The organism is Micromonospora sp. CNZ297, assembly GCF_007827625.1.
The window spans coordinates 57,602-82,284 of record NZ_VISU01000018.1; the positions used below are offsets into that span (position 1 = coordinate 57,602).

At 72.0% G+C, this 24,683-nt stretch carries 22 protein-coding genes and 1 pseudogene; 15 read left to right on the forward strand and 8 right to left on the reverse strand.

What is annotated here, in order from left to right; all coding sequences use genetic code 11:
• Positions 1-24: 24 nt before the first annotated feature.
• The 5 genes from FB454_RS25945 to tkt all read right to left on the reverse strand — a co-directional run bounded on the left by FB454_RS25945 (position 25) and on the right by tkt (position 7,606).
• Positions 25-1,041 carry a glucose-6-phosphate dehydrogenase assembly protein OpcA gene (locus FB454_RS25945; RefSeq protein WP_013287460.1) on the reverse strand — a complete coding sequence of 339 codons (1,017 nt, stop codon included), beginning with the start codon at positions 1,039-1,041 and terminating at the stop codon, positions 25-27.
• Entirely contained in the window at positions 1,038-2,552 is a 1,515-nt protein-coding gene (gene zwf / locus FB454_RS25950; RefSeq protein WP_013287459.1) for a glucose-6-phosphate dehydrogenase, read from the reverse strand. Before zwf ends, FB454_RS25945 begins: the two co-directional genes overlap by 4 nt.
• Positions 2,553-2,602: 50 nt before the next feature.
• Positions 2,603-4,171 carry a glucose-6-phosphate isomerase gene (locus FB454_RS25955; RefSeq protein WP_145823678.1) on the reverse strand — a complete coding sequence of 523 codons (1,569 nt, stop codon included), beginning with the start codon at positions 4,169-4,171 and terminating at the stop codon, positions 2,603-2,605.
• Between the two features lie 101 nt (positions 4,172-4,272).
• Complete coding sequence (gene tal, locus FB454_RS25960; RefSeq protein WP_123111180.1) at positions 4,273-5,451, reverse strand: transaldolase; 1,179 nt, start codon at positions 5,449-5,451, stop codon at positions 4,273-4,275.
• Positions 5,452-5,467: 16 nt separating this feature from the next.
• Positions 5,468-7,606, reverse strand: a complete 2,139-nt coding sequence (gene tkt, locus FB454_RS25965; protein WP_013475882.1) for a transketolase — start codon at positions 7,604-7,606, stop codon at positions 5,468-5,470.
• 263 nt (positions 7,607-7,869) lie between these two features.
• Here tkt and FB454_RS25970 point away from each other — a divergent pair, with 263 nt between their 5' ends.
• The 3 genes from FB454_RS25970 (at position 7,870) to FB454_RS25980 (ending at position 10,310) form a co-directional block, all read left to right on the forward strand.
• Positions 7,870-8,829, forward strand: coding sequence for a heme o synthase (locus tag FB454_RS25970; RefSeq protein ID WP_145823679.1), 960 nt, complete (start codon positions 7,870-7,872; stop codon positions 8,827-8,829).
• Between the two features lie 219 nt (positions 8,830-9,048).
• Complete coding sequence (locus tag FB454_RS25975; RefSeq protein ID WP_013287454.1) at positions 9,049-9,381, forward strand: hypothetical protein; 333 nt, start codon at positions 9,049-9,051, stop codon at positions 9,379-9,381.
• 11 nt (positions 9,382-9,392) lie between these two features.
• Complete coding sequence (locus FB454_RS25980; protein WP_145823706.1) at positions 9,393-10,310, forward strand: hypothetical protein; 918 nt, start codon at positions 9,393-9,395, stop codon at positions 10,308-10,310.
• A 41-nt stretch (positions 10,311-10,351) separates the two neighbouring features.
• On the opposite strand, the gene FB454_RS25985 is transcribed toward FB454_RS25980, so the two are convergent.
• Positions 10,352-10,945, reverse strand: coding sequence for a TetR/AcrR family transcriptional regulator (locus FB454_RS25985; protein WP_013475885.1), 594 nt, complete (start codon positions 10,943-10,945; stop codon positions 10,352-10,354).
• Between the two features lie 62 nt (positions 10,946-11,007).
• Here FB454_RS25985 and FB454_RS25990 point away from each other — a divergent pair, with 62 nt between their 5' ends.
• A complete protein-coding gene (locus tag FB454_RS25990) occupies positions 11,008-11,724 on the forward strand; it encodes a CPBP family intramembrane glutamic endopeptidase (protein WP_013287451.1) in 717 nt (238 codons plus the stop codon).
• A gap of 25 nt (positions 11,725-11,749) precedes the next feature.
• Here FB454_RS25990 and FB454_RS25995 read toward each other — a convergent pair whose 3' ends face one another.
• Together FB454_RS25995 and FB454_RS26000 are read right to left on the reverse strand one after the other, a co-directional pair.
• Complete coding sequence (locus FB454_RS25995) at positions 11,750-13,417, reverse strand: right-handed parallel beta-helix repeat-containing protein (protein WP_030274174.1); 1,668 nt, start codon at positions 13,415-13,417, stop codon at positions 11,750-11,752.
• 73 nt (positions 13,418-13,490) lie between these two features.
• Entirely contained in the window at positions 13,491-14,453 is a 963-nt protein-coding gene (locus FB454_RS26000; protein WP_030274176.1) for a COX15/CtaA family protein, read from the reverse strand.
• A gap of 98 nt (positions 14,454-14,551) precedes the next feature.
• Between FB454_RS26000 and FB454_RS26005 the strand changes: the two genes are divergently transcribed.
• The 11 genes and pseudogenes from FB454_RS26005 to FB454_RS35530 all read left to right on the forward strand — a co-directional run.
• Entirely contained in the window at positions 14,552-15,328 is a 777-nt protein-coding gene (locus tag FB454_RS26005) for a helix-turn-helix transcriptional regulator (protein WP_013287448.1), read from the forward strand.
• Positions 15,325-16,755 (forward strand): Fe-S cluster assembly protein SufB, encoded by a 1,431-nt coding sequence (gene sufB, locus FB454_RS26010; RefSeq protein ID WP_013287447.1) that lies wholly within the window; start codon positions 15,325-15,327, stop codon positions 16,753-16,755. The genes FB454_RS26005 and sufB overlap by 4 nt, the downstream gene beginning before the upstream one ends.
• A 59-nt stretch (positions 16,756-16,814) precedes the next feature.
• Positions 16,815-17,957, forward strand: a complete 1,143-nt coding sequence (gene sufD, locus FB454_RS26015; RefSeq protein WP_013287446.1) for a Fe-S cluster assembly protein SufD — start codon at positions 16,815-16,817, stop codon at positions 17,955-17,957.
• Positions 17,957-18,301, forward strand: coding sequence for a non-heme iron oxygenase ferredoxin subunit (locus FB454_RS26020; protein WP_013287445.1), 345 nt, complete (start codon positions 17,957-17,959; stop codon positions 18,299-18,301). The genes sufD and FB454_RS26020 overlap by 1 nt, the downstream gene beginning before the upstream one ends.
• On the forward strand, positions 18,301-19,074 hold the full coding sequence (gene sufC / locus FB454_RS26025; RefSeq protein WP_013287444.1) for a Fe-S cluster assembly ATPase SufC: 774 nt from the start codon (positions 18,301-18,303) through the stop codon (positions 19,072-19,074). Before FB454_RS26020 ends, sufC begins: the two co-directional genes overlap by 1 nt.
• An 8-nt stretch (positions 19,075-19,082) precedes the next feature.
• The gene (locus FB454_RS26030) at positions 19,083-20,387 is read left to right on the forward strand and encodes a cysteine desulfurase (RefSeq protein ID WP_145823680.1); all 1,305 of its coding nucleotides are present in this window, start codon (positions 19,083-19,085) and stop codon (positions 20,385-20,387) included.
• A complete protein-coding gene (sufU, locus tag FB454_RS26035; protein ID WP_013287442.1) occupies positions 20,387-20,860 on the forward strand; it encodes a Fe-S cluster assembly sulfur transfer protein SufU in 474 nt (157 codons plus the stop codon). Before FB454_RS26030 ends, sufU begins: the two co-directional genes overlap by 1 nt.
• Entirely contained in the window at positions 20,857-21,309 is a 453-nt protein-coding gene (locus FB454_RS26040) for a metal-sulfur cluster assembly factor (protein WP_013475891.1), read from the forward strand. The genes sufU and FB454_RS26040 overlap by 4 nt, the downstream gene beginning before the upstream one ends.
• Positions 21,310-21,977: 668 nt before the next feature.
• Positions 21,978-22,667 (forward strand): LysE family transporter, encoded by a 690-nt coding sequence (locus FB454_RS26045; RefSeq protein WP_071098400.1) that lies wholly within the window; start codon positions 21,978-21,980, stop codon positions 22,665-22,667.
• A gap of 350 nt (positions 22,668-23,017) precedes the next feature.
• Positions 23,018-23,761, forward strand: coding sequence for a hypothetical protein (locus FB454_RS35525; protein WP_486485457.1), 744 nt, complete (start codon positions 23,018-23,020; stop codon positions 23,759-23,761).
• 21 nt (positions 23,762-23,782) lie between these two features.
• Positions 23,783-24,328 (forward strand): annotated as a pseudogene (locus tag FB454_RS35530) (reprolysin-like metallopeptidase); the annotation flags it as partial.
• Between the last annotated feature and the right edge of the window lie 355 nt (positions 24,329-24,683).

The following is a 24,683-nucleotide window of genomic DNA, read 5'->3' on the forward strand; positions in this document are numbered from 1 at the left end:
CCTCCGACCACCCGGTCCGGGCGGTCACTCGTTCGCGGTCGCGCCCGCGTGCGCGGTCACGCCGGCCTCGGCCCGCTGGGCGGTCGCCGGATCCTTCCACACGTGCACCCGCTGGGCCGGACGCTGGTCGAGGCCGGTGATCCCGGCCGCAGCGCCTAGCGCCTCCGCGTACACCTGGTCGGCGTCGAGGCGGCGCAGTTCCTCGGCCAGCTCGTCGCCGAGCGGCCGGCGCACCAGCGGCAGCGTGCGGTCCTCCTGCCCGGTACGCCGGAACACCGCGACGCTGTCGTCCCGGGTGAGCGTCAGCTCGTCGCCGTTGGCGCAGCGCAGCTGCACCTGGCGCATCCGCGGGAACTCCTCGGTGGCGGTCAGGACCGGGTCGATGCCGAGCCGGGCCTTGAGCCAGCCGCGCATCAGTGCCGCCGTCGGGTCCGACGGGGGCGCCACCACGCTCGCCTCGGTGACCCGGGCCTGGGTGGTGTCGAACGCGCCCGCCACGAGCGTGCGCCACGGGGTGATCCGGGTCCACGCCAGGTCGGTGTCGCCCGGGGCGTAGTCGTGGGCCCGCTGCCGCAGCTCGGCGATCGGGTCGGCCGCCTGCGCCGCGTCGGTGATCCGCCGGTCCGCGACCACGCCGAGGAAGTCGGTGGAGATCTCCTCCGGCGGCTCGCCGTGCCACCACGTCACCACCGGTACGTCCGGCACCAGCAGCGGCATCACCACCGACTCGGCGTGCAGCGCGAGCCGCCCGTACATCCGGGTCACCACCGCCTCGCACGGCCCGAGCCGGCCACCCACGACGATCTCCGCGTCCAGCCGGTTGCGGTCGCGTTCCACGTCGGAGCGGACCACCACGAGCAGCCGGCACGGGTGCGCCGCCGCGGCGATGGTGGCCGCCGCCTCGGCCTCGCGTACCCGCTTCTCGTCCACCACCACGATCAGCGTGAGCGCCATGCCACTGGCCACCCCGCCCGCGCTGCGCCGTTCTGCGGCCAGCGCCTTGACCACCTCGTTGCCGGTGGTGTCCCACAGCCCGATCATGCTCTTCTCCAAGCCCGGCCCTCGCGGGCCAGCATCTCGTCGGCGGCCCGGGGCCCCCACTCACCGGCCCGGTACGGCTCCGGGGTCGTGCCCTCCCAGGCGTGCTCCAGCGGGTCGACGACCTGCCAGCTCTGCTCCACCTCGGCGGCGTCCGGGAACAGCGTCCGGTCGCCGATCAGCACGTCCAGCACCAGCCGCTCGTACGCCTCGGGGCTGGACTCGGTGAACGCCTCGCCGTACTGGAAGTCCATCGCGATGTCGCGGACCTCCATCGTGGTGCCCGGCACCTTGGAGCCGAACTTCAGCACCACGCCCTCGTCCGGCTGTACCCGGATGACGAGCTGGTTGGGGCCGAGGGACTCCATGTCGGCGGCGTTGAACGGCAGGTGCGGCGCCTTCTTGAACATGATGGCCACCTCGGTGACCCGCCGGGGCAGCCGCTTGCCGGCCCGGATGTAGAACGGCACCCCGGCCCAGCGGCGGTTCTGGATGCCCAGCTTCACCGCCACGTACGTCTCGGTGGTGGAGCCCTCCGGGACGCCCTCCTCCTCCAGGTAGCCCTTGGCGCGCTCGCCGCCCACCCAGCCGGGCAGGTACTGGCCGCGCACGGTGTCCTCGGAGACGTCCCGCGGCACGGTGATCGCCTTGAGCACCTTGAGCTTCTCGGCCCGGATCTCGTCGGCGTCGAAGCTCGTCGGTTCCTCCATCGCGACCAGGGCGAGCAACTGGAGCAGGTGGTTCTGGAGCACGTCGCGGGCGGTGCCGACCGAGTCGTAGAAGGCCGCGCGAGTGCCGATGCCGACGTCCTCGGCCATGGTGATCTGCACCGAGTCGACGTACTTGGAGTTCCACAGCGGCTCGAACAGGTTGTTCGCGAAGCGCAGCGCCAGGATGTTCTGGACCGTCTCCTTGCCCAGGTAGTGGTCGATCCGGAACACGTCCTGGCGGGTGAAGACGTCGTCGACCAGGTCGTTGAGCGCCTTGGCCGAGGGCAGGTCGTTGCCGAACGGCTTCTCCACCACGACCCGCCGCCAGCCGCCGGACTTGGCGTTGTCCGCCATGCCGGTGCGGGCGAGCTGCTTGAGCACCACCGGGAAGGCCGCCGGGGGGATGGAGAAGTAGAAGGCCGCGTTGCCGGGGATGCCGTGCGAGCCGCGCAGCTCGTCGAGCGTGGCGGCGAGATGGTCGAACGCCGCGTCGTCGTCGAACGAGCCGCCGACGAACTTGATGTTGCCGGCGAGCCGGGCCCACACCTCCTCCCGCCACGGTGTGCGGGCGTGCTTCTTGGCCGCGTCGTGCGCCACCGACTCGAAGTCGCCGTCGCCCCAGTCGCGGCGGGCGAAGCCCAGGACCACGAAGCCGGGCGGCAGGAGCCCTCGGTTGGCCAGGTCGTAGACCGCCGGCAGCAGCTTCTTGCGGGCCAGGTCACCCGTCACCCCGAAGATCACCAGGGCACACGGCTCGGGGATCCGGGGCAGCCGCCGGTCCTGCGGATCGCGCAGCGGGTTCACCGGGCCACCTCCTCCTGCGTCTCGGTCCGCTGATTCCAGGTCGTTGATCGTCACGTGCGTGTCCGTCCGGCCGTTTCCAGGAGCTGGGCGACGCCCGTCGCCCGCTCGGTCAGGTGCAGTCGCAGCACCGGTCGCTCCCGGCCGGCCAGGGCCCGCCGGTCGCCGGCGGCCTGGGCCGCCTGGAGCTGCGCGAAGGTGTACGGACGACCGGGCACCTCCAGATCATCGGTGACCGCACCGGTGATCTGGAGGTGCCGGCCGTGGATGTCGGTGTGTTGCGGCCGGCGCGGTCCCCAGCCGAAGGTGACCGGCCGTCCGGCGGCCCGCGCCAGCAGCGGGCGCAGCCCGGCGACCGCCGCGTCGGCGTGCCGGTCGAGGTACGCGGTCACCACGAGGTGCTCCCGTTCACCCAGCCCGTCGAGCAGCCAGCGCAGCGCGCCGGTCAGGTCGGCCGGGGCGCCGCTCGGGGCGTACACCTCGATCGCGCCGTCGACCGACGACGGCGGCCCGCTCTCCGGCGCGTCGCCGGCCACTGCGGCGGCGGGCGACGCGAACGGGTCGGTCCGCAGCGTCACCGCGGCGGTCGCCGCCGCGTAGGCCCAGGTGAGCAGGTGCGCGCCGAGTGGTCCGTTGACCGCGACGTCGGCGGACACGCCCGGTCCGACACCGGCGCCGAGGGCGCCACCGAGACCGACCGTCAGCACGCCCGGCCCGGTGGCGCCGGGGGAGTCGGGGGACTCCGCGACCACGGGCAGCAGCCGTCCACCTGTCGCGTCGGCGAGCAGCGCGCCGGCCCAGCGGCCCAGACCGTCGAGGCCGGTGCCGTCGGGAACCAGCGCGATCGTGTCCCGGCCGGAGCCGGGCGCCGCGCCCAGTGCCGCGCCGAGCGCCAGGGCCGGATTGTCCCGGTCCCGGTCGAGCGCGCCGGTGAGCGCCTCGGCCTCGTCCAGCACCTCGGCCACCGGAGCGCCGGCCAGCGCCGCCGGGACCAGGCCGGACGCGGTGAGCGCGGCCCACGGCCCGGACACGCCGGGCTCGGCCGGGATCACCATCGCGCCCAGCTCGTCGGCGCGCGCCGTGAGTTCCGAGCCGGGTTCGGTGACCACCACGACGTGCCGGGCGGCGTCCGGGCCCTCGTCCGCCCACGCCTGCCGGTAGGCGCGCAGGTGGGCGTCGGTGGCCGGGTCGAGGCCGTGCCGGGCGGCGAGCACCAGGAGGGTACGCGCCGGACGATCGGCGAGCGCGGCCCGGATCGGTCCCGGGTCGGCGGTGTCGAGCACCGTCAGCGGCCGGCCCAGGCACTCGGCCAGCACCTGCGCGGCGAGCGTGTCGTCGTGTGCGCCGGCCAGCACCACGTGGTCCAGGTCGCCCAGCTCGGCGGCCAGTTCGGCGAGCTGGGGGAGCAGGTCCCGGCTGCGCCGGTGAGCGTGCAGCCAGCCCAGCCGGTCGAGGGCCGCCGGCTCGGCGGCGGGCCCCCAGAGGGCCGGGTCCGCGGCGGCGAGCCGGGCCGGGACGTCGTGGGAGACGAGCGTGGCGCGTGTGGACGCGCCGAGAGCGTCCGCGCCGCGCACGGCCAGGCCGGCGGCCATGTCCGCCCGCCCGGCCAGCAGGTCACTCACCGCGCCACCTCGGCTCGCTCAAGGCAGACCACCTCACCCGGTCCACGGTACGGCGCGACGCGTCCCGGGGCCCGGCCCCGGGACGCGTCGGACGCCGTCGGTCACGCGTTGCCGCCGGCCTGCTGCGCCGCCTGCGCGTTCTTCCCGGCGGCCCGGTGCGGGCTGCCCGAGCCCTTGGCCGCCTCGGCGAGGGACTTCTTGACCCCCTCCAGCAGCTCCACCCAGCTCGCCTCGAACTTCTCTACGCCCTCGCGCTCCAGCGTGGCGATCACGTCGGACAGGTCCACGCCCACCGCCAGCAGGTCGTCGAAGACCTTGCGGGCGTCGTCGTACGCGACGGTGACGGTGTCCGCCTTCGTCTCGCCGTGCTCGGCGTAGGCGTGGACGACCGGCTCCGGCATGGTGTTGACGGTGCCGGGCGCGATCAGCTCCTCGACGTAGATGACGTCCCGGTAGTCCGGGTTCTTCGTCGAGGTGGAGGCCCACAGCGGGCGCTGCGGGTGGGCGCCCGCGTCGGCCAGCTTCTGCCAGCGCGCCGAGGAGAACACCTCGCCGTAGCGCTCGTACGCCAGCCGGGCGTTGGCGACCGCGGCCTTGCCGCGCAGCGCCTTGGCCTGGTCCGAGCCGATCTTCTCCAGCCGCTTGTCCACCTCGGTGTCGACCCGGGAGACGAAGAACGAGGCGACCGAGCCGATCTTCGACAGGTCGTGCCCGTTGGCCTGCGCCTGCTCCAGGCCGGCCAGGAAGGCGTCCATCACCTGCGAGTACCGATCCAGACCGAAGATCAGCGTGACGTTGACGCTGATCCCCTCGGCCAGGGTCGCGGTGATCGCGGGCAGGCCCTCCTCGGTGGCCGGGATCTTGATGAACAGGTTCGGCCGGTCGACCAGCCACCACAGCGCCTTGGCCTCGGCGACGGTCTTCGCCGCGTCGTGCGCCGAGCGCGGGTCCACCTCGATCGACACCCGGCCGTCCACGCCGCCGCTGACGTCGTACGACGGGCGCATCACGTCGCAGGCCCACCGCACGTCGTACGTGGTGAGCATGCGGACCGCCTCCTCGACGTCCACGCCGCGTACGGCGAGGTCACGAAGCTGCCAGTCGTACTCGTCGGCGTCGCTCAACGCCTTCGCGAAGATCGTCGGGTTGGTGGTCACCCCGGCTACGTGGCTCTCCCGGCGCAGCTTGTCCAGCCCGCCGGAGGTCAGCCGTACCCGGGAGAGATCGTCGAGCCAGATCGCCACACCGGCGCCCTGGAGCTCCTTCAGCCTGTCCGTCATGCCGTCCACGCTCCCCTCAGTTGCCGGTCGTGAAACCGGTGATGTCGCCCACCCGGGTCAGCGCCGCGTGCGCGGCGGCCACGATCCGGTCGGGGGTGAACCCGAACTGCTCGAAGAGCACGGTGTGCGGCGCGCTGGCGCCGTAGTGCTCGATGCTCACGCACTCGCCGCTGTCGCCGACGATCGCGCGCCACGACATGGCGATACCCGCCTCCACGCTCACCCGTGCCTTTACCCCGCGAGGCAGCACCGACTCCCGGTACGCCTCGTCCTGGGCGAAGAACCACTCCTGGCAGGGCATGGAGACGACCCGGGTGGGGGTGCCGTCGGCCTCCAGCCGCTCCCGCGCGGTGAGGCAGAGCTGCACCTCCGAGCCGGTGCCGACGAGGATCACCTGCGGCTTGCCGTTCGACGCCTCGGCCAGCACGTACCCGCCCTTGGCGACGCCCTCGGCGCCGGCCAGGTCGGTGCGGTCGAACGTCGGCAGCGCCTGGCGGCTGAGCGCCAGCGCGGTCGGCCGGTCGGTGTGCTCCAGCGCCTGCCGCCACGCCCAGACCGTCTCGTTGGCGTCGGCCGGGCGGACCACGTCCAGGCCGGGGATGGCCCGCAGCGCGGTCAGGTGCTCGATCGGCTGGTGCGTCGGGCCGTCCTCGCCGAGGCCGATCGAGTCGTGCGTCCAGACGTACGTCACCGGCAGCTTCATCAGTGCGGCCAGCCGCACCGCCGGGCGCATGTAGTCGCTGAACACCAGGAACGTGCCGCCGTACGGGCGGGTGCCGCCGTGCAGGGCGATGCCGTTGAGGATCGCGCCCATGGCGTGCTCGCGGATTCCGAAGTGCAGCGTGCGGCCGTACTCGTCACCCGGGAAGTCCTTGGTGGCGTGCGCGGCCGGGACGAACGACGGCTCGCCCTTCATCGTGGTGTTGTTGCTCTCGGCCAGGTCGGCCGAGCCGCCCCACAGCTCGGGCAGCACCGGCGCCAGGGCCTCCAGGATCTTGCCGGAGGCGGCCCGGGTGGCGACGCCCTTGGCGTCCGCCGGGAAGGTCGGCAGCGCGTCGGTCCAGCCGGTCGGCAGCGTACGGGTGGCCATCCGGTCCCACAGCGCCTTGCGCTCCGGGTTGGCCTGCGCCCAGGCGTCGAACCCGGTGGTCCACTCGGCCTGCTCCTGCGCGCCGCGCTCCAGCACCTGACGGGCGTGCTTGAGCACCTCCTCGTCGACCTCGAAGGTGCGCTGCGGGTCGAAGCCGAGGATCTCCTTGGTGGCCTTCACCTCGTCCGCGCCGAGCGCCGAGCCGTGGATCTTGCCGGTGTTCTTCTTGTTCGGCGCGGGCCAGCCGATGATCGTGCGCAGCGCGATGAACGACGGCCGGCCGGTCTCCGCCTTGGCGGCCAGCAGCGCCTCGTACAGCGCCTCCACGTCCTCGTGGTAGTCGCCCTGGTCGGCGTCGCCGCGGCGCCAGTCGACGGTCTGGACGTGCCAGCCGTACGCCTCGTAGCGGGCCGCCACGTCCTCGCTCTTGGCGATGCGGGTGTCGTCCTCGATCGAGATCTCGTTGTCGTCGTAGATCACGCAGAGGTTGCCGAGCTGCTGGTGACCGGCGAGCGCGCTGGCCTCGTGGGTGATGCCCTCCTCGATGTCACCGTCGGAGGCGATGCACCAGATGTCGTGCCGGAACGGCGAGTCGGCGCGGTCCGGCTCGGGGTCGAACAGGCCGCGCTCGCGGCGGGCCGCCATCGCCATGCCGACCGCGTTGCCGAGGCCCTGGCCGAGCGGACCGGTGGTGGTCTCCACGCCCGGGGTGTGGCCGTGCTCCGGGTGGCCCGGGGTGAGCGAGCCCCACTGGCGCAGCGCCTTGAGGTCGTCCAGCGCCAGCGGGTAGCCGGAGAGGAAGAGCTGGATGTAGAGAGTCAGGCTGGAGTGCCCGGCCGACAGCACGAACCGGTCGCGTCCGGCCCAGTTCGGGTCGGCGGGGTTGTGCCGCATGACCCGGTTGAAGAGCAGGTACGCCACCGGGGCGAGGCTCATCGCCGTCCCCGGGTGGCCGTTGCCGGATTTCTCCACGGCGTCCATGGCCAGCACGCGGACCGTGTCGACGGCCCTGCGGTCGAGGTCGGACCAGTTGAGAGCGGGAAGCTCGGGTCGGTTGGCAGCCACGATGGTTGTGCTCCTCGGCAGATGGGCGGAACCCTCACTGATGACCCTATCGAGCGGTGCTAAACGTCCGCCCGGGGATCTCAGCATGCTGTTCTGTACGGATCGCGGACGTCCGGTCGTTCAACCCCAGGTGTGACGGCTCGCACCGTTGCCGGGTCCACGGGGCAGCGAAAACGACGCCGCGTAGTGTGTGGGGCGGTGTGTGGACCCGCAGCGGTCCGGGCCGAACGACCTCCCCCGCCGATGCCGGAAGGTGGCAATCCGTGAGCATGATCACCGAGCGCCCCGTCAGCAACCCTGCCGGGCAGTCGCCGGTGGGCGCGGTGGCGGAGGCGCCGGCGAGCGGCCGGCGGGACGTACGCGCCGTGGTGGCGGCGTACGTGACGCTGACCAAGCCGCGGATCGTCGAGCTGCTTCTGGTCACCACAGTGCCGGCGATGATGCTGGCCCACGGCGGGATGCCGTCGCTGTGGCTGGTCGCCGTGGTGCTGGTCGGCGGGTCGCTCGCGGCCGGTGCGGCGAGCGTCATCAACTGCTACATCGACCGCGACATCGACCAGCTCATGCGGCGCACCAAGCGCCGCCCGCTGCCCGCGCACGCCGTGTCGCCGCGCAGCGCGCTGGTCTTCGGCCTGGTGCTGGCGGCCGTGTCGGTGGCGCTGATGGCGGTGGCGACGAACTGGCTGGCGACGGTGCTGACGGTCGCCGCGATCGCCTACTACGACCTGGTCTACACGCTGTGGCTGAAGCGGACCACCGCCGCCAACACGTTCTGGGGCGGCATCTGCGGCGCCGCTCCGGTGCTGATCGGCTGGGCCGCTGTCACCGGCACGCTGGCACCGGCCGCGTGGGGCCTGTTCGCTGTCGTCTTCTTCTGGCAGATGCCGCACTTCTACGCGCTGGCCATCAAGTACAAGGCCGACTACGCCCGCGCCGGTGTGCCGATGCTGCCGGTGGTGGCCTCGGTCCGGCGGGTGAACGCGGAGATCATCGGCTTCTCCTGGCTGACGGTGCTCTCCTCGCTGGCGGTGTGGCCGCTCGGGATGAGCCCGATCTACGGCGTCACCGCGCTCGTGGTCGGCGGGATCTTCCTCGTCGAGGCGCACAAGCTGTGCCGGCGCGCGACGCGCGGCGAGGCGGTCAAGCCGATGCGGCTGTTCCACTGGTCCACCACGTATCTCACGATCCTCTTCGCGGCCGTCGCGCTCGACGCGCTGCTCTGACCCGCCCGTCCGGCGGTTCATCAGAAATTTTTTTCGGGCTTCCCCGGACGTGTTCAACCCGGACACATTGTGACGATCCCGCCCGTCCGCTTCGCCCAGATATAAGCGACATGTGCGGGCAAATTACCTGTGGTTCTTCTTAAACCGATGGGTAATTGGCATCACATTCAGTTCATGGTTCTCGCACATCCGGGTGGAACTCTGCTTAGGCTTCGCGTCATGGCAGATGGTTCCGATACGACGCTGACGGCTGACAAGACCGCCGAGCAGGCCCCCAACGGCCTGGTCGCGGGCATCAAGTCGTTCGCCGCCGGACACGGCGGCGCGAAGGCGGTCATCGAGTACGTCGGCAAGCGCGGCGCACGGATCGTCCTCGTGGGTTCCGACGGGGTATGGGCGGACCAGTTCGCCGACGGCACGGACGTCGCACGCCAGGCCTGCGCCAAGGCCGGGGTCGACGTCGAGAACGCCTGGGAGCGTGAACTGATGGACCAGATGCGTCCGAGCAACGACCTGTGGCGGTCGATGGCCCGGCGCACGATGGCCCGTTGACATATACCCGAATGACCGACCACCACCAGTCGACCCGGGGGAGACCCCGGGTCGCTTTCGTCACCTGCGCCGAGCTGCCCGACCTCGACCCGGACGACCGGCTCGCGCTCGGCCCGCTCACCGCCCGCGGCGTCACCGCCGAGATCGCCGTCTGGGACGACCCGGCAGTCGACTGGTCCGGGTACGACCTGGTCGTGCTCCGCTCCCCGTGGGACTACGCCCTGCGGCGGGACGAGTTCGTGGCCTGGGCGCGTACCGTGCCGGCCCTGGTCAACCCGGCCGACGTGGTCGCCTGGAACACCGACAAGCGCTACCTGTCCGAGCTGTCCGCCGCCGGGGTGCCCACCGTGCCGACGGAGTGGGTCAAGCCGGGACAGGCGTGGACGCCGCCGTCCGGGGGCGAGTACGTGATCAAGCCGGCCGTCAGCGCCGGCAGCCAGGACACCGGCCGCTACGACCTGACCGACCCGGAGCACCGCGAGCTGGCGCCGGCCCACGTCCGGCGGCTCTCCGACGCCGGGCGGGTCACCATGGTCCAGCCGTACCTCGACGCGGTGGACACCGCCGGGGAGACCGCGCTGCTGTTCCTGGCCGGGCCCGGCGGCCTGGCGTTCAGCCACGCGATCCGCAAGGGCCCGATGCTGACCGGGCCGGACCTGGGCGAGGCCGCGCTCTACAAGGAGGAGCGGATCGACGCCCGCGCCGCCACGGCGGAGCAGCGCGCGGTGGCCGACAAGGTGCTCGCGGTGGTGCCCGGCGGCCCGGACCGCCTGCTCTACGCCCGCGTCGACCTGATCCCCGGCCCGGACGGCGAGCCCGTGCTGGTCGAGCTGGAGCTGACCGAGCCGAGCCTGTTCGTCGGGTACGCCGACGGTGCCCCGGACCGGCTCGCCGACGCGGTGCTCACCCACCTGGCCCGCCGCCGCTGACCCCGGGGCCCGGTCGAGCCGGGTCGCGGATGCCGGCCGTCTCAGGTGCCGGCCGTCGTGAGCCGGGCCAGGTGGGCGTCGATCTCCGCACGTGCGTCCGCGGGATCCAGGCCGGTGGTCAGGATCCGTACCGTGACGCCGTCCAGCAGCGTCGCCAGCGCGGCGGCCTCGGCCCGCGCGTCCACGTGCCCGGCGATGCCACCCGCGGCCCGGCCGAGCGTGAGCAGCCGCTCGACGTTGGCCCGCATCTGCGCCTCGCTCTCCGCCAGGATCGCCGCGACCTGCTCGTCGACGAGCGCCTCGGCGGTGAGGACCAGCCAGACGCGGGCCTCGAAGGCGCGTTCGGCGTCCAGCGGGACGAGTTGGCGCACCGCCTGCCGGATCACCTCCGGCGTGACCGGGTCGGCGGGGATCGTCCGGGCCCGCGCCACCACGCGTCCGGCCAGGTGGTCCATTGCCGCCCGGACCATCAGTTCCCGAGCCGGCAGGTAGTGCTGCGCGGTCGCCAGCGGCATGCCGGCCTCGGCGGCGACGGCCCGCACCGTCATCCCGGCCGACCCCGCCCGCGCCAGTACGACGCAGGCCGCCGCGCCGAGATGACGCCGCCGCTCCTCGTGGTCCACAACCTTGGGCACGAGGTGATCATAGATGGTCGGTCATTTGACCGATATAGGTCGGCCGCCTAACGTTGCCCGGCATGACCGCACCCCTCACCGACACCGCACGCGACACCCGCCGGTTCAGCTACCTCGACATGGCGCTCGTGCTCGCCGTCGGCGTCGGCCTGGCCAACTCGGCGGTCGCGGACCTGCTGGCCCGGGGACCGGCGCGGCTGGGCATGCCGGAGACGGCGGCGTCCACCATCGCCTGGGCCCTGATCAACGGCACCCAGCTCGCTGTCGGCCTCGCGGTGGTGCGCCACCGCTTCGGCGAGATCGCCCGGCCGCTGCGGCTCGTCCGCCCGGCGGGCCGCCAGGTGGGCGCCGCGGTGGGCTGGGGCCTGGCCAAGGCCGCGCTCACCCTCGTGCTCGTGGTGGCGCTGCCCGCGGCGCTCGTCGAGGGCGGCGGTGGTGAGGGCGGCTACCCCGCCGGAAGCCTGCTCGCGCAGTTCGCCTTCGCGTTCGCCTTCGGCGCCGTCGTCTCCCCGCTCTACGAGGAGATCCTCTACCGGGGTGTCTTCTACCAGGGGCTGGCCGCGCGGCTGCCCGCCGTGGCCGCCGTGGTGCTGTCGGCGGCCTTCTTCGCCGTCGTACACCTGCCCCGGGTCTTCAACACCGTCAGCGCGCTCTTCGCCGGGCTGCTGTTCGCCTGGCTGCTGCACCGCCACCGCAACCTCTGGGTGCCGATCCTCGCCCATGCCGTCAGCAACGGAACGCTCGTCGCGCTGGCGTTCGCCGCCGAGGCGTCCGCCTGACCGCCCGGAGGCGGCGACAGCCCGCTCAGTCGCGGTCGCTGTGGTTACGTGCCCAGCGACCACCGATCGGCGGGGTGTCCAGTCGCAGCGCGGCCTCGGTGCCGGCCAGGTCGTTGTCCTCGAACGCGCAGGAGACGCAGCTGCCCGCCTCGGTGACCCAGATCCCGTATGCCTGGGTGTCGGCGTCCCGGTGCCAGATCCGGTTGCCGCGCACGGTGGCCGAGTCGAACGGCGCGGCGATCGTGATGCCGCCGCACGCCGGTGGCGAGTCGGGCAGCTCGTACGCCGTGCCGGGCCCCGGTGTGTCCGCGCTCCAGCCGGTGGAGCCGTCCGGGCGTACCTCGGCCAGGGAGAGCCCGGTGGCGCTGTTGTCGGACACCACCGCGTCCCGCGAGCCGACCCGGACCACCTTGCCCCGGTGCCCGCCGGCCGGCCAGTCGGCGTTGCCGTCGGCGACCTCGCGCGGGCCGTACCGCACCGCCTCGCCGGAGCCGGAGCAGGCCGGGGCGGAGCGGCGGCCGTTGTCCCGGATCCGGTTCCCGACGATCGACGTGTCGAGCATCGGCCGGTCGATCCGGATGCCGTCCAGCGCATTCTCCCGGATGTCGTTGTCCTGGATCACCACGTCGGCCGCCGCGCCCCGGTAGCCGTGGCCCAGGTCGTGCTCGTGGTAGCCGAAGCCACCGTTGCGGCTGATCCGGTTCGCCTGCACCGCGTACGGGCCGGGGGTGTTGCCCATGCTGATGCCGTCGCCGACGTTGTAGTCGATCACGCAGCCGGTGACCAGGCCGCCGCGCCCGGCGACCCCGGCGGTGCCGTTGCCCGACACGTCGAAGCCGGCCTCCAGGTTGTTGGTCATGGTGCAGGCGGAGACGATCAGCCCGTCCGCTCCCCAGTCGGAGATGCCGAACCGGTTGGCCTGGCTGTGGCAGCCGACGATCCGGATGCCGCGCGGCGGGGTCCAGTAGTCCTTCTGCAGCTCCAGGAAGATGCCGTTGGTGCCGTTGCCGATGGTGGTGCAGTTGGCGATGGTGAGGCGCTCCACGTCGCCCCAGCCGCCGATGCCGACGCCGATCCCCGCGCCGCCCATCTGGTCGCCGTTGTCCAGCCGGCCGCATCCCACCACGACCACGCCGTCGATCAGGCTGTCCTGGAGGAAGTCACAGCCCAGGCCGGTCGCCCCGGTGTGGTGGATGTAGAGGTTGCGGAACACGCCGCGCACCACGTACTGCAGGCCCAGCCCTTTGGCCAGGTAGTCGTAGGACGTCTGGGCCACGCCGGAGCCGTCGATCTCGAAGTCGGCGAACGAGCAGTCGGCGATGTGCCGGTCCCGGTCCGCGCCGTGCTGCACGGTGGTCCAGAAGGCGAGCGGGACCGGTGCGCTGCGGTTGCCCTCGTTGCTGAGCAGGAAGCGGGTCGCTGCCGGTCCGGCGCCGATCAGCGAGACGCCGCTGCGCCAGACGGTGCCGGCGTCGCGGATCGAGTACAGGCCGGGCGGGCAGTAGATCACCCGGGCCCGGCCGTCGGCGTCGTACCCGGCGCCGAGGCGGTCCACCAGCGCCGCCAGGGCGGGCTGGTCGTTGGTGACCCCGTCGCCGGTGAGGCCGTGCTCGCGGGCGTCGCACCACAGCGGCGCGCCGGCGACCGGGGTCAGCCGTTGCGGGGTGGTGGTGGAGAGGCTCTTGCGCGACACGGGGAGCTCCCCTCGGGCGACTGTCGGTGGCCCGTGCCGCTTTCCCGCTCCCGCCGCGCGGTAACGCCCGCGCTCAGGCGGCGGCGCCCACCCGTTGCGCGGAGGGCGCGGCCGGGGCCTCCGGGGCGGCCGGCAGCCGCCCCCGGGTGGCCCAGAGCACGCCGAGGGTGGCCAGCAGCACCAGGCAGGAGCCGAGCATGTGCGCGCCGACCAGCACGGCGGGCAGGTGGGTGAAGTACTGGACGAAGCCGATCACGCCCTGGCCCAGCTCGACCGCGATCAGCACCGCGGCGGCCCGGGCCGCCCGCGCAGCGCCGACCGCCCGGAACGCGAAGTACAGCGCCACCGACAGGCCGATCAGCAGGAAGACGCCGTCGGCGTGCACCTGGGAGATCGCCGCCGGGTCCAGGCCGTTGCGGGCCGCGCCGTGGTCGCCGGCGTGCGGTCCGCTGCCGGTCACCCAGGTGCCCACGACGAGCACCGACGCGCTCGCCGCCGTGGTGATCCAGGCGAGCGTACGCAGCGGCGCCGGCACGGTCGGCGCCACCGGCCCGTCCGGGTCCTTGATGCGCCGCCAGAGCGCGTACGCGACCGCGATCACCGCCATCGAGGCGAGGAAGTGCAGCCCGACCACCCACGGGTTGAGGTTGGTGAGCACTGTGATGCCACCGATGATCGCCTGGGCCGGGATGCCGAACAGCACGCCCACGGCCAGCGGCAGCGTCCCGCGGCGGCGGGGGCGGTGCGCCAGCACGGCCAGCACCACGGCGAGCGCGATGATCCCGACCGCGAAGGTGAGCAGCCGGTTGCCGAACTCGATCACCCCGTACACGCCCATCTCGGGTGTCGTGGTGTAGGAGTCCTCGGTGCACCGGGGCCAGGTGGGGCAGCCGAGGCCGGAGGCGGTGAGCCGGACGGCCCCGCCGGTGACCACGATCGCGACGTTCGCGATGATCGAGGCGAGCGCGAGGCGGCGCAGCAGCGTGGCGGAGACCGGAAACCGGACGGATCGCTTCACGAAGCGAATCCTACGCACCGTAGTTGATCCCGATCGGGTGACTCCGGCACACCGGTGGTCGGAATCACCGGACCCCGGGTTTGCAGGCCCTCGGCGAATTACGTAACGTTGCTGTTGTGAAAAACGCGGCGGCGCTCTCCCGAACGCCGGTGACCGGTCCGGTCGCCGGTGGCTCGCGCGCACGTCGCGGCGTACGGCCCGGCGAGCGTGAGACCGCTCCGGCCGACCTGTCGACCCGCGACCGGGTCACCCAGCTGCTGCTGGAGCGTGGCCCCACCACCGCCGCGCAGCTCGGCTCGGCGCTCGGCCTGAGCCCGGCCGCGATCCGCCGCCACCTCGACGCGATGCTCGCCGACGGTGACGTGGTCGCCCGCGACCAGACCGTCCGCGGCAGCCGCGGGCGCGGCCGCCCGGCCAAGGTCTTCGCGCTCACCGAGGCGGGCCGCGGTCGCTGCGGCACCCACCACTACGACAACATGGCCACCGCCGCGCTGCGGTGGATCGCCCGCACCGGCGGCACCGAGGCGGTTGCGGCGTTCGCGGCCGAGCAGGTCTCCGCGCTGGAGGCCCGCTGCCGGTCGGCCATGGAGGACGCCGGAGATGCCCCGCTCGCGCGGGCGGAGGCGCTCGCCGGCGCGCTGACCGCCGAGGGTTACGCTGCCAACGCGTCCACGATCGCCTCCGGCGGCCAGCTCTGCCAGCACCACTGCCCGGTGGCGCACGTGGCCGCCGAGTTCCCTCAGCTGTGCGAGGCCGAGACCGAAGTGATCTCCCGTCTGGTCGGCACTCACGTACAGCGCCTGGCCACCATCGCGCACGGCGACGGCGTGTGCACCACGCACATTCCCGCCCAGTCCGGTTCCACCGTCACCACTGTGAGGACAGATAGATGACCGAGCAGATCGTCCAGCCCCTGACCCAGGAGGAGCAGCTCGCGGCCCTCGGCCGTTACGAGTACGGCTGGGCCGACCCCGACGTCGCCGGGGCGTCCGCCCAGCGCGGCCTCAGCGAGGCGGTGGTGCGGGACATCTCGGCCAAGAAGAACGAGCCGGCCTGGATGCTCGACCTGCGGCTCAAGGGCCTGCGGCTGTTCGGCCGCAAGCCGATGCCGAACTGGGGCGCCGACCTCACCGGGATCGACTTCGACAACATCAAGTACTTCGTGCGGTCCACCGAGAAGCAGGCCACCTCCTGGGAGGACCTGCCCGAGGACATCAAGAACACCTACGACAAGCTCGGCATCCCGGAGGCGGAGAAGCAGCGCCTGGTCGCCGGTGTCGCGGCGCAGTACGAGTCCGAGGTGGTCTACCACCAGATCCGTGAGGACCTGGAGGAGCAGGGTGTCGTCTTCCTGGACACGGACACCGCGCTCAAGGAGCACGAGGACCTGTTCAAGGAGTACTTCGGCACGGTGATCCCGGTCGGCGACAACAAGTTCGCCGCGCTGAACACCTCCGTCTGGTCCGGTGGCTCGTTCATCTACGTGCCGAAGGGCGTGCACGTGGACATCCCGCTGCAGGCCTACTTCCGGATCAACACGGAGAACATGGGCCAGTTCGAGCGGACGCTGATCATCGTCGACGAGGGCGCGTACGTGCACTACGTCGAGGGTTGCACCGCGCCCATCTACTCCTCCGACTCGCTGCACAGCGCCGTCGTGGAGATCATCGTCAAGAAGAACGCCCGGTGCCGGTACACGACCATCCAGAACTGGTCGAACAACGTCTACAACCTGGTCACCAAGCGCGCCGTGTGCCACGAGGGCGCGACCATGGAGTGGGTCGACGGCAACATCGGCTCCAAGGTCACCATGAAGTACCCGGCGGTCTACATGACCGGCGAGCACGCCAAGGGCGAGGTGCTCTCGGTGGCCATGGCCGGCGAGGGCCAGCACCAGGACGCCGGCGCCAAGATGGTGCACGCCGCGCCGCACACCTCCTCGACCATCGTGTCGAAGTCGATCGCCCGGGGCGGCGGCCGCACCTCGTACCGCGGTCTGGTGCAGGTGCTGGAGGGCTCGACCAGCAGCAAGAGCACGGTCAAGTGCGACGCGCTCCTGGTCGACACGATCTCCCGCTCCGACACCTACCCGTACGTCGACATCCGCGAGGACGACGTGTCGATGGGGCACGAGGCGACCGTCTCCAAGGTCAGCGAGGACCAGCTCTTCTACCTGATGAGCCGGGGCCTGAGCGAGGACGAGGCGATGGCGATGATCGTGCGCGGCTTCATCGAGCCGATCGCCAAGGAGCTCCCGATGGAGTACGCGCTGGAGCTCAACCGCCTGATCGAGCTGCAGATGGAGGGCGCGGTCGGCTGACGCCGGCCGCCCGCCCTCCGACTCACTGACACCTCGTCGCAGAACAGACCAAGGAAGAGATGACTACCCAGGCTTCCGCGCCGCCCACGACCAAGTCGCAGGCGCTCCGCTCGTACGACGTCGCCGACTTCCCGGCCCTGACCGGCCTGGAGGAGGAGTGGCGCTTCACCCCGCTCAAGCGCCTGCGCGGCCTGACCGCGTCGGCGCAGGGCGCGACCGGCGCGGTCCGGCACGAGTACGGTGACCTGCCCGAGGGCGTCACCGTCGACCGGATCGGCCGGGACGACCCCCGGGTGGGCAGCGTGCTCACCCCGTTCGACCGGGTCAGCGCGCTCGCGTACGGCGGGGCCGACGGCGCGCTGCTGGTGCGCGTCGACCGCGACGCGGTGGTGGAGCAGCCGGTGCGCCTGCGGGTGGTCGGCGAGAACGCCGAGGCGCTCGCCTTCGGTCACACGTTCGTCGAGGTGGACCGGTTCGCCGAGGCCACAGTGGTGATCGAGCACGTCGGCTCGGCCACGCTGGCCGACAACGTCGAGGTGACTGTGGGCGACGGGGCGAAGCTGACCCTGGTCACCGTCGCCGACTGGGCCGACGACGCGGTGCAGGCGCAGCACCTCAAGGTGCGGCTGGGCCGCGACGCCCGGATCCTGCACGTGCAGGTCAGCCTCGGCGGCGACCTGGTCCGGCAGTACACGTCGGTGGAGTACACCCAGCGCGGCGGCGAGGCCGAGCTGTACGGCGTCTACTTCGCCGACTCCGGCCAGCACCTGGAGCACCGGCAGCTGGTCGACCACACCGTGCCGGACTGCCGCAGCAACGTCGGCTACCGGGGTGCGCTCCAGGGCGACGACGCGCACACGGTCTGGGTCGGCGACGTGCTGATCCGCGCCGAGGCGACTGGTACCGACACGTACGAGATCAACCGGAACCTGCTGCTCACCGACGGCGCGCGGGCCGACTCCGTACCCAACCTGGAGATCGAGACCGGCGAGATCGCCGGCGCCGGGCACGCCAGCGCGACCGGCCGGTTCGACGACGAGCAGCTGTTCTACCTGATGGCCCGGGGCATCCCGGAGGCCGAGGCGCGGCGCCTGGTGGTGCGCGGCTTCTTCGCCGAGCTGATCAACAAGATCCCGGTCGAGGACCTGCGCGAGCGCCTCGGCGACGCCATCGAGGCGCGGCTGGCCAAGGCGGGCGCCTGATGCTCAAGATCTGCTCCACCGAGGACGTGCCGAAGGGCACCGTGATCAGCGCCGACGTGGACGGCGTGCAGGTCGCGATCGTGCACGGCGAGGACGACGTGTTCTACGCGGTGCACGACGAGTGCTCGCACGCCGCCGTGGCGCTGTCCGAGGGCGAGGTCGAGGGCTGCACGCTGGAATGCTGGCTGCACGGATCCCGTTTCGACCTGCGTACCGGTGAGCCCACCGGGCTGCCCGCGACCGAACCCGTACCCGTCTATCCCGTCGAAGTCCGCGACGGCGACATCTACCTTTCCGTGGACGGCGACGGCCGTCCGCTGCCGAGCAATGGAGTGACCCGCTGATGAGCACCCTGGAGATCCGCGACCTGAAGGTGTCGGTCAAGCTGCCCGAGGGTGAGCTCAAGCCGATCCTGCACGGGGTCGACCTGACCGTGCGCTCCGGCGAGACGCACGCCATCATGGGCCCGAACGGCTCCGGCAAGTCCACGCTGGCGTACTCGATCGCCGGTCACCCGAAGTACGAGATCACCGGCGGCGAGGTGACCCTCGACGGCGAGGACGTGCTGTCCATGTCCGTCGACGAGCGGGCCCGCGCCGGCCTCTTCCTGGCCATGCAGTACCCGGTCGAGGTCCCCGGCGTGTCGGTGGCCAACTTCCTGCGTACCGCTAAGACCGCCATCGACGGCGAGGCGCCGAAGCTGCGCACCTGGGCCGGCGAGCTGCGCGGCGCCATGGAGAAGCTCCAGATGGACCCGGCGTTCGCCCAGCGCAACGTCAACGAGGGCTTCTCCGGCGGCGAGAAGAAGCGGCACGAGATCGTGCAGCTGGAGCTGCTCAAGCCGAAGATGGCGATCCTCGACGAGACCGACTCCGGTCTGGACGTGGACGCGCTGCGCGTGGTCAGCGAGGGTGTGAACCGGGTGCGCGACACCGGCGACACCGGCCTGCTGCTGATCACCCACTACACGCGCATCCTGCGCTACATCAAGCCGGACTTCGTGCACGTCTTCGTGGCCGGCCGGATCGTCGAGCAGGGCGGCCGGGAGCTGGCCGACAAGCTCGAGGAAGAGGGCTACGAGCGGTACGTCGCCGGGGCCGGCGCGGCGCGGGCCTGAGACTCGACATGACCTCGATGGCCATCCCGGCGGGCATGCCGCAGTACGACGACGTGCCGCGCTTCGACGTGGCGAAGGTGCGGGCCGACTTCCCGATCCTCGACCGGGAGGTCAACGGTCACCCGCTCGTCTACCTGGACAGCGCGAACACCTCGCACAAGCCGCGGCAGGTGCTCGACGTGCTCGCCGAGCACTACGCGCTGCACAACGCCAACGTGTCGCGCTCGGTGCACACGCTGGGCACCGAGGCGACCGAGGCGTACGAGGGCGCGCGGGCGAAGATCGCCGCGTTCATCAACGCGCCGAGCGTTGACGAGGTGGTGTTCACCAAGAACTCCACCGAGGCGATCAACCTCGTGGCGTACGCGTTCTCCAACGCCTCGCTGCGCGCGGACGGTGACCCGCGGTTCCGGCTCGGCCCCGGCGACGAGATCGTGATCTCCGAGATGGAGCACCACTCGAACATCGTCCCGTGGCAGTTGCTGGCGGAGCGTACCGGCGCGACGCTGCGCTGGTTCCCCGTCACCGACCAGGGCCGGCTCGACGAGTCCGGCCTGGACGACCTGGTCACCGAGCGGACGAAGATCGTCTCGCTGGTGCACATGTCGAACATCCTGGGCACCGTCAACGCCACCTCGCGGATCACCGCGCGGGTCCGCGAGGTCGGCGCGCTGCTGCTGCTCGACTGCTCGCAGTCGGTGCCGCACCTGCCGATGGACGTGGTCGGCTACGACGCCGACTTCATCGTCTTCACGGGGCACAAGATGTGCGGGCCGACCGGCATCGGCGTGCTCTGGGGCCGGGGCGAGCTGCTCGCCGCGATGCCCCCGGTGATGGGTGGCGGCTCGATGATCGAGACGGTGACGATGGCGGGCTCGACGTTCGCCGCGCCGCCGGCCCGGTTCGAGGCGGGCACCCCGCCGATCGCCGAGGCGGTGGCGCTCGGCGCGGCCGTGGACTACCTCACCGCGATCGGCATGCCGGCTGTTCAGTGGCACGAGAAGGAACTGACGGCGTACGCGCTCGACGCCCTCGCCACAGTGCCGGGCCTGCGGATCTTCGGCCCGACGGTGCCTGTCGGCCGGGGCGGGACGATCTCGTTCGCGCTCGGTGACGTGCACCCGCACGACGTCGGGCAGGTGCTCGACTCGCTCGGCGTGCAGGTGCGGGTGGGCCACCACTGCGCCAAGCCGGTGTGCACCCGCTTCGGGGTGCCGGCCACGACGCGGGCGTCGTTCTACCTCTACACCACCACCGCGGAGATCGACGCCCTGGTGGCGGGTCTGGAGCGGGTGCGGAAGGTGTTCCAGTGATGCAGCTCGAATCCCTCTACCAGGAGATCATCCTGGACCACTACAAGCACCCGCACGGCCGTGGCCTGCGGGAGGCGGCGGATCCGGCCGCCCGGGTCGGCGAGGCGCACCACGTCAACCCGACCTGCGGCGACGAGATCACCGTGCGGGTGGCGACAGACGGCAGCGTGTTCACCGACATCTCGTACGACGGGATGGGCTGCTCGATCAGCCAGGCGTCGGCGAGCATCCTGCACGAGCTGCTGCGCGGCAAGGCCGCGAGCGACGCCGCTGTGGTGCACGAGGCGTTCGTGGAGTTGATGTCCGGGCGGGGCCAGGTCACGCCGGACGAGGACGTGCTCGGAGACGGGGTGGCGTTCGCGGGTGTCGCGCGCTACCCGGCCCGGGTGAAGTGCGCGCTGTTGTCGTGGATGGCGTTCAAGGACGCCGCGGCACGCGCCGGGGTGGGCGTGAGCCCGGAGGTGAAGGCATGAGCGACGAGAACATGACCTCGGAGACCGGCGCGGTGGCGACCGACGGCACGGTTGCCGGTGGCGCGGCCGTCAACGGAGCTGTCGCTGACGGCGCGGCCGCGGGTGCGGCGGCGCCGACCGGCGGCAAGGCCGCGATCGGTGACATCGAGGAGGCGATGAAGGACGTCGTCGACCCCGAGCTGGGCATCAACGTTGTCGACCTCGGCCTGGTGTACGGCGTCCACGTCGACGACGAGAACGTCGCCACCCTGGACATGACGCTGACCTCGGCGGCCTGCCCGCTGACCGACGTGATCGAGGACCAGGCGCGGCAGGCGCTGACCACCGGTCCCGGCGGCGGCCTGGTCAACGACATCCGGATCAACTGGGTCTGGCTGCCGCCGTGGGGCCCCGACAAGATCACCGACGAGGGGCGCGACCAGCTCCGCTCGCTCGGCTTCAACGTCTGACCGTTCTCCCGGTCACCGTCAACGGGCGCGGCACCCCTGCCAAGGGGTTGCCGCGCCCGTAGTGTCTGCGGGCTTGATCGACACCGTTACGCCGAAATGGTGTGGTCGAAGTGGCTCTGATGCCGCCACCTCGGCGTAGTGGTGTCGATCAAGCTGGGCTGACGGCACTGCCGTCGGCGTCGAGCCGGGAACGGCGAGATCTTGGTACGAAATCGCCCCTTGGGTGGCCGTTTCCTTCCGAGACCTCCTTGCCTCCCTCATGCCGGGATCCGGCTCCCTCGTTGTGGGAAACGGTCCGCCTTTTCGGCTTGATCGACACCGTTTCGCCGAAGTGGTGTGGTCGCAGTGGCTCTGATGCCGCCACATCGGCGTAGTGGTGTCGATCAAGGTGGGCCGACGGCACCGCCGCCGGCGTCGGGCCGGGAACGGCGAGATCTTGGTATGAGACCGCCCCCCGAGGAGGCAGATTCGTACCAAGATCTCCAGCCCAGCCCAGGCGCGGGGTGCGCGTGCGGGCGCGCGGGAAAAGCGGTCGCGGAGTGAGGGAGCCGGGTGCAGGATGAGCGGGTGATCGAGGCGTACCCGAAGCAGGCTCCTGTCCGTGCGGCCACCGCCGCGCGTCGACAGCGCACCCTGCCCTCGGCCGCCTCGACCCGTCACCCGTCGTCGTGACCGGGGCGTTCCTGGCCGGCCTGGTCGCCGGCTACGGCGTCGCCATCCCGGTCGGCGCGATCGCGATCCTCATTCTCGGACTCAGCGCGCGTACCTCGTTCCGGGTCGGTGCGGCGGCGGCACTCGGCGTGGCCAGCGCCGACGGTCTCTACGCGGCGCTGGCGGCGCTCGGCGGGGCCGCGGTGGCGAGCGGGCTCGCGCCGTTCGCGGGTCCGCTGCGGCTGGTCGCCGCGGGGGTGCTGCTGGCTCTCGCCGGCCTCACCGCCCGGCGCGCGCTGCGTCCACCGGCCACAACGCACCCGCCGAGCCCGTCGGCCACCACGCATCCGTCGGCCACCACGCACCCGCCGAGCACGACGCAGGAGCCGGGCGCGCGGGGTGGGCTGGACACGCCGGTGCGCGCGTTCGCCGCGGTTCTCGCGCTGACCCTGCTCAACCCGGCCACTGTGGTCTACTTCGTGGCGCTCGTCCTCGGCCGGGGTGACGTGCTCGGCTCCGGTCCGGCGGGCGCTGCCGCCTTCACCGCCGGGGTCTTCCTCGCGTCGGCGAGCTGGCAGTTGCTGATCGCCGGGGGCGGCACGCTGATCGGCCGGGCCCTCACCGGTCCCCGTGGGCGGCGGGTCACCGCGCTGCTGTCCAGCGTCATCATCGCGGCTCTCGCGGTCGCCACTGTGCTCGGCGTCTGACCGACGGGGACGGCCCGACATGTCGGGCCGATGACGGGGCCGTTCGCGATCCGTTACCGGGGGATCGGCCGAACCGGCAGTCCCGGGCGGCGGAAAGATCCATTCCCGGCCCGGCGTTCGACCGCAGGTGTCCTCGGCCGTCAGGTCGGCCGGCTCGCCCTTGCGAAGCGCGGATCCCGCAGGCCGGGACGGCGCGGATCACCGTCCAGGTAGAACCGCATCGTCTTTCCGGTTGATGTTCGAGGTCGCGAGTGGTCCTAGGGTCACGGAACAATCCGTGGACCGTTCACGTACGCCCGGTCATCCCCGCCGGTCGTGCATCAGTCCACACCCGACCGCAGGGAGAAGACTTGAGGATCACCCTGGGGCGTCCGCCGCGCCACCGGCAACCCGCCGGCCGGGCTCGGCGCGGACGGACCGCTGCCCTCCTCGTCGCCGCGCTGGCCGCGGCGACACTTCCCGTTCTCGCCGCGCCCGCGCCCGTCTCCGCCGCACCCGCTGTCCACGGACCGTGGCAGAAGGTGGACGGCAAGCCGGCCGCCACCAAGGCGGGCCGCAAGGCCGCCGTCAAGGCCAAGCGGCTGACCGCGTACAAGCTGGACCGCGGCAGCATGAAGGGCCTGCTGGACAAGGCTCCGGCCGAGAAGCGCGTCGCGGTGGCCCGCGTGGCGAAGCAGGTGGTGTCGCTGCCCGCTCCGGACGGCACGTTCCAACGGTTCGAGCTGGTCGACTCGCCGGTCATGGAGGCGGGCCTGGCCGCGAAGCACCCGGAGATCACCACGTACGCCGGCAAGGGCCTGGACGACCCGACTGCGACCATCCGCGCGGACCTCACCCCGCTCGGGTTCCACGCCTCGGTCCGCTCGGCCGAGGGCAACTGGTACATCGACCCGTACTACCAGCGCGACCAGAGCCTGTACGCGAGCTACTTCGCCCGCGACCTGGAGCACCCGGAGGGCGAGTTCGTCGAGCGTGAGGACGTCACGCAGGAGGCGCACGCGCTGGCCGAGGAGATCGCCGAGGCGGAGGTGCCGGCCGGGCCGCTGGTGAAGCTGCGCACCTACCGGGTGGCGCTGGTGACCGACCCGTCCTAGGCCACCTACTTCGGCGCGGAGAACGTCACCGCCGCGAAGGTGACGCTGATGAACCGGGTCACCCAGATCTACGAGGACGAGACCGCGATCCGGCTCGTCCTGATCAACGACACCGACAAGACGAACCTGAACACGCCGGCGCTGGCCACCGAGCCGATCGGTCCGTGCGGCGCGGCTGCCTGCTTCACGCCGGCGCAGCTCACCTCCTGCGGCGGCGGCACGCTCAGCCGTAACCGGATCGTGCTCGGCCAGCTCGTCGGCGCGAGCAACTACGACGTGGGCCACGTCGGCCTGGGCGTCAACGGCGGCGGTGTGGCCAGCCTCGGCGTGATCGGCGGCAACGGCAAGGCGCAGGGCTGCACCGGCCTGCCGACGCCGGTCGGCGACTTCTACGCGGTCGACTACGTCTCGCACGAGATGGGTCACCAGTTCGCCGGCAACCACACCTTCAACGGCACGCAGTACAACTGCTCGGGCGGCAACCGCAGCGCGGCCAACTCGTACGAGCCGGGCAGCGGTTCGTCGATCATGGCGTACGCGGGCATCTGCCAGCAGGACAACCTCCAGCCGCACAGCGACCCGTACTGGTCGCACCGCAGCTACACCGAGATCACCAACTACGTCACCTCGAACCGCCCGGCGATCAACGAGGTGCAGAACGTCTCGCTGTACGGGTTCGACGCCGACGGTGACTCGTTCACCGTCCGCTACGCGGGCGCCGACTCGGCGCCGATCGTGCGGGGCGTCAACTACACCACCGCCGGCATCAAGGCCGCCGTCGAGGGCATCGCCGGCTGGCCGGCCGGCGCGACGGTCACGGTGGCCGCGTTCGGTGGCAGCGGCACGCTCAACGACAACGGCTTCCAGGTGACCTTCGGTGGCACGCTGGCGACCACGAACGTGGCGTCGCTGGAGCTGACGA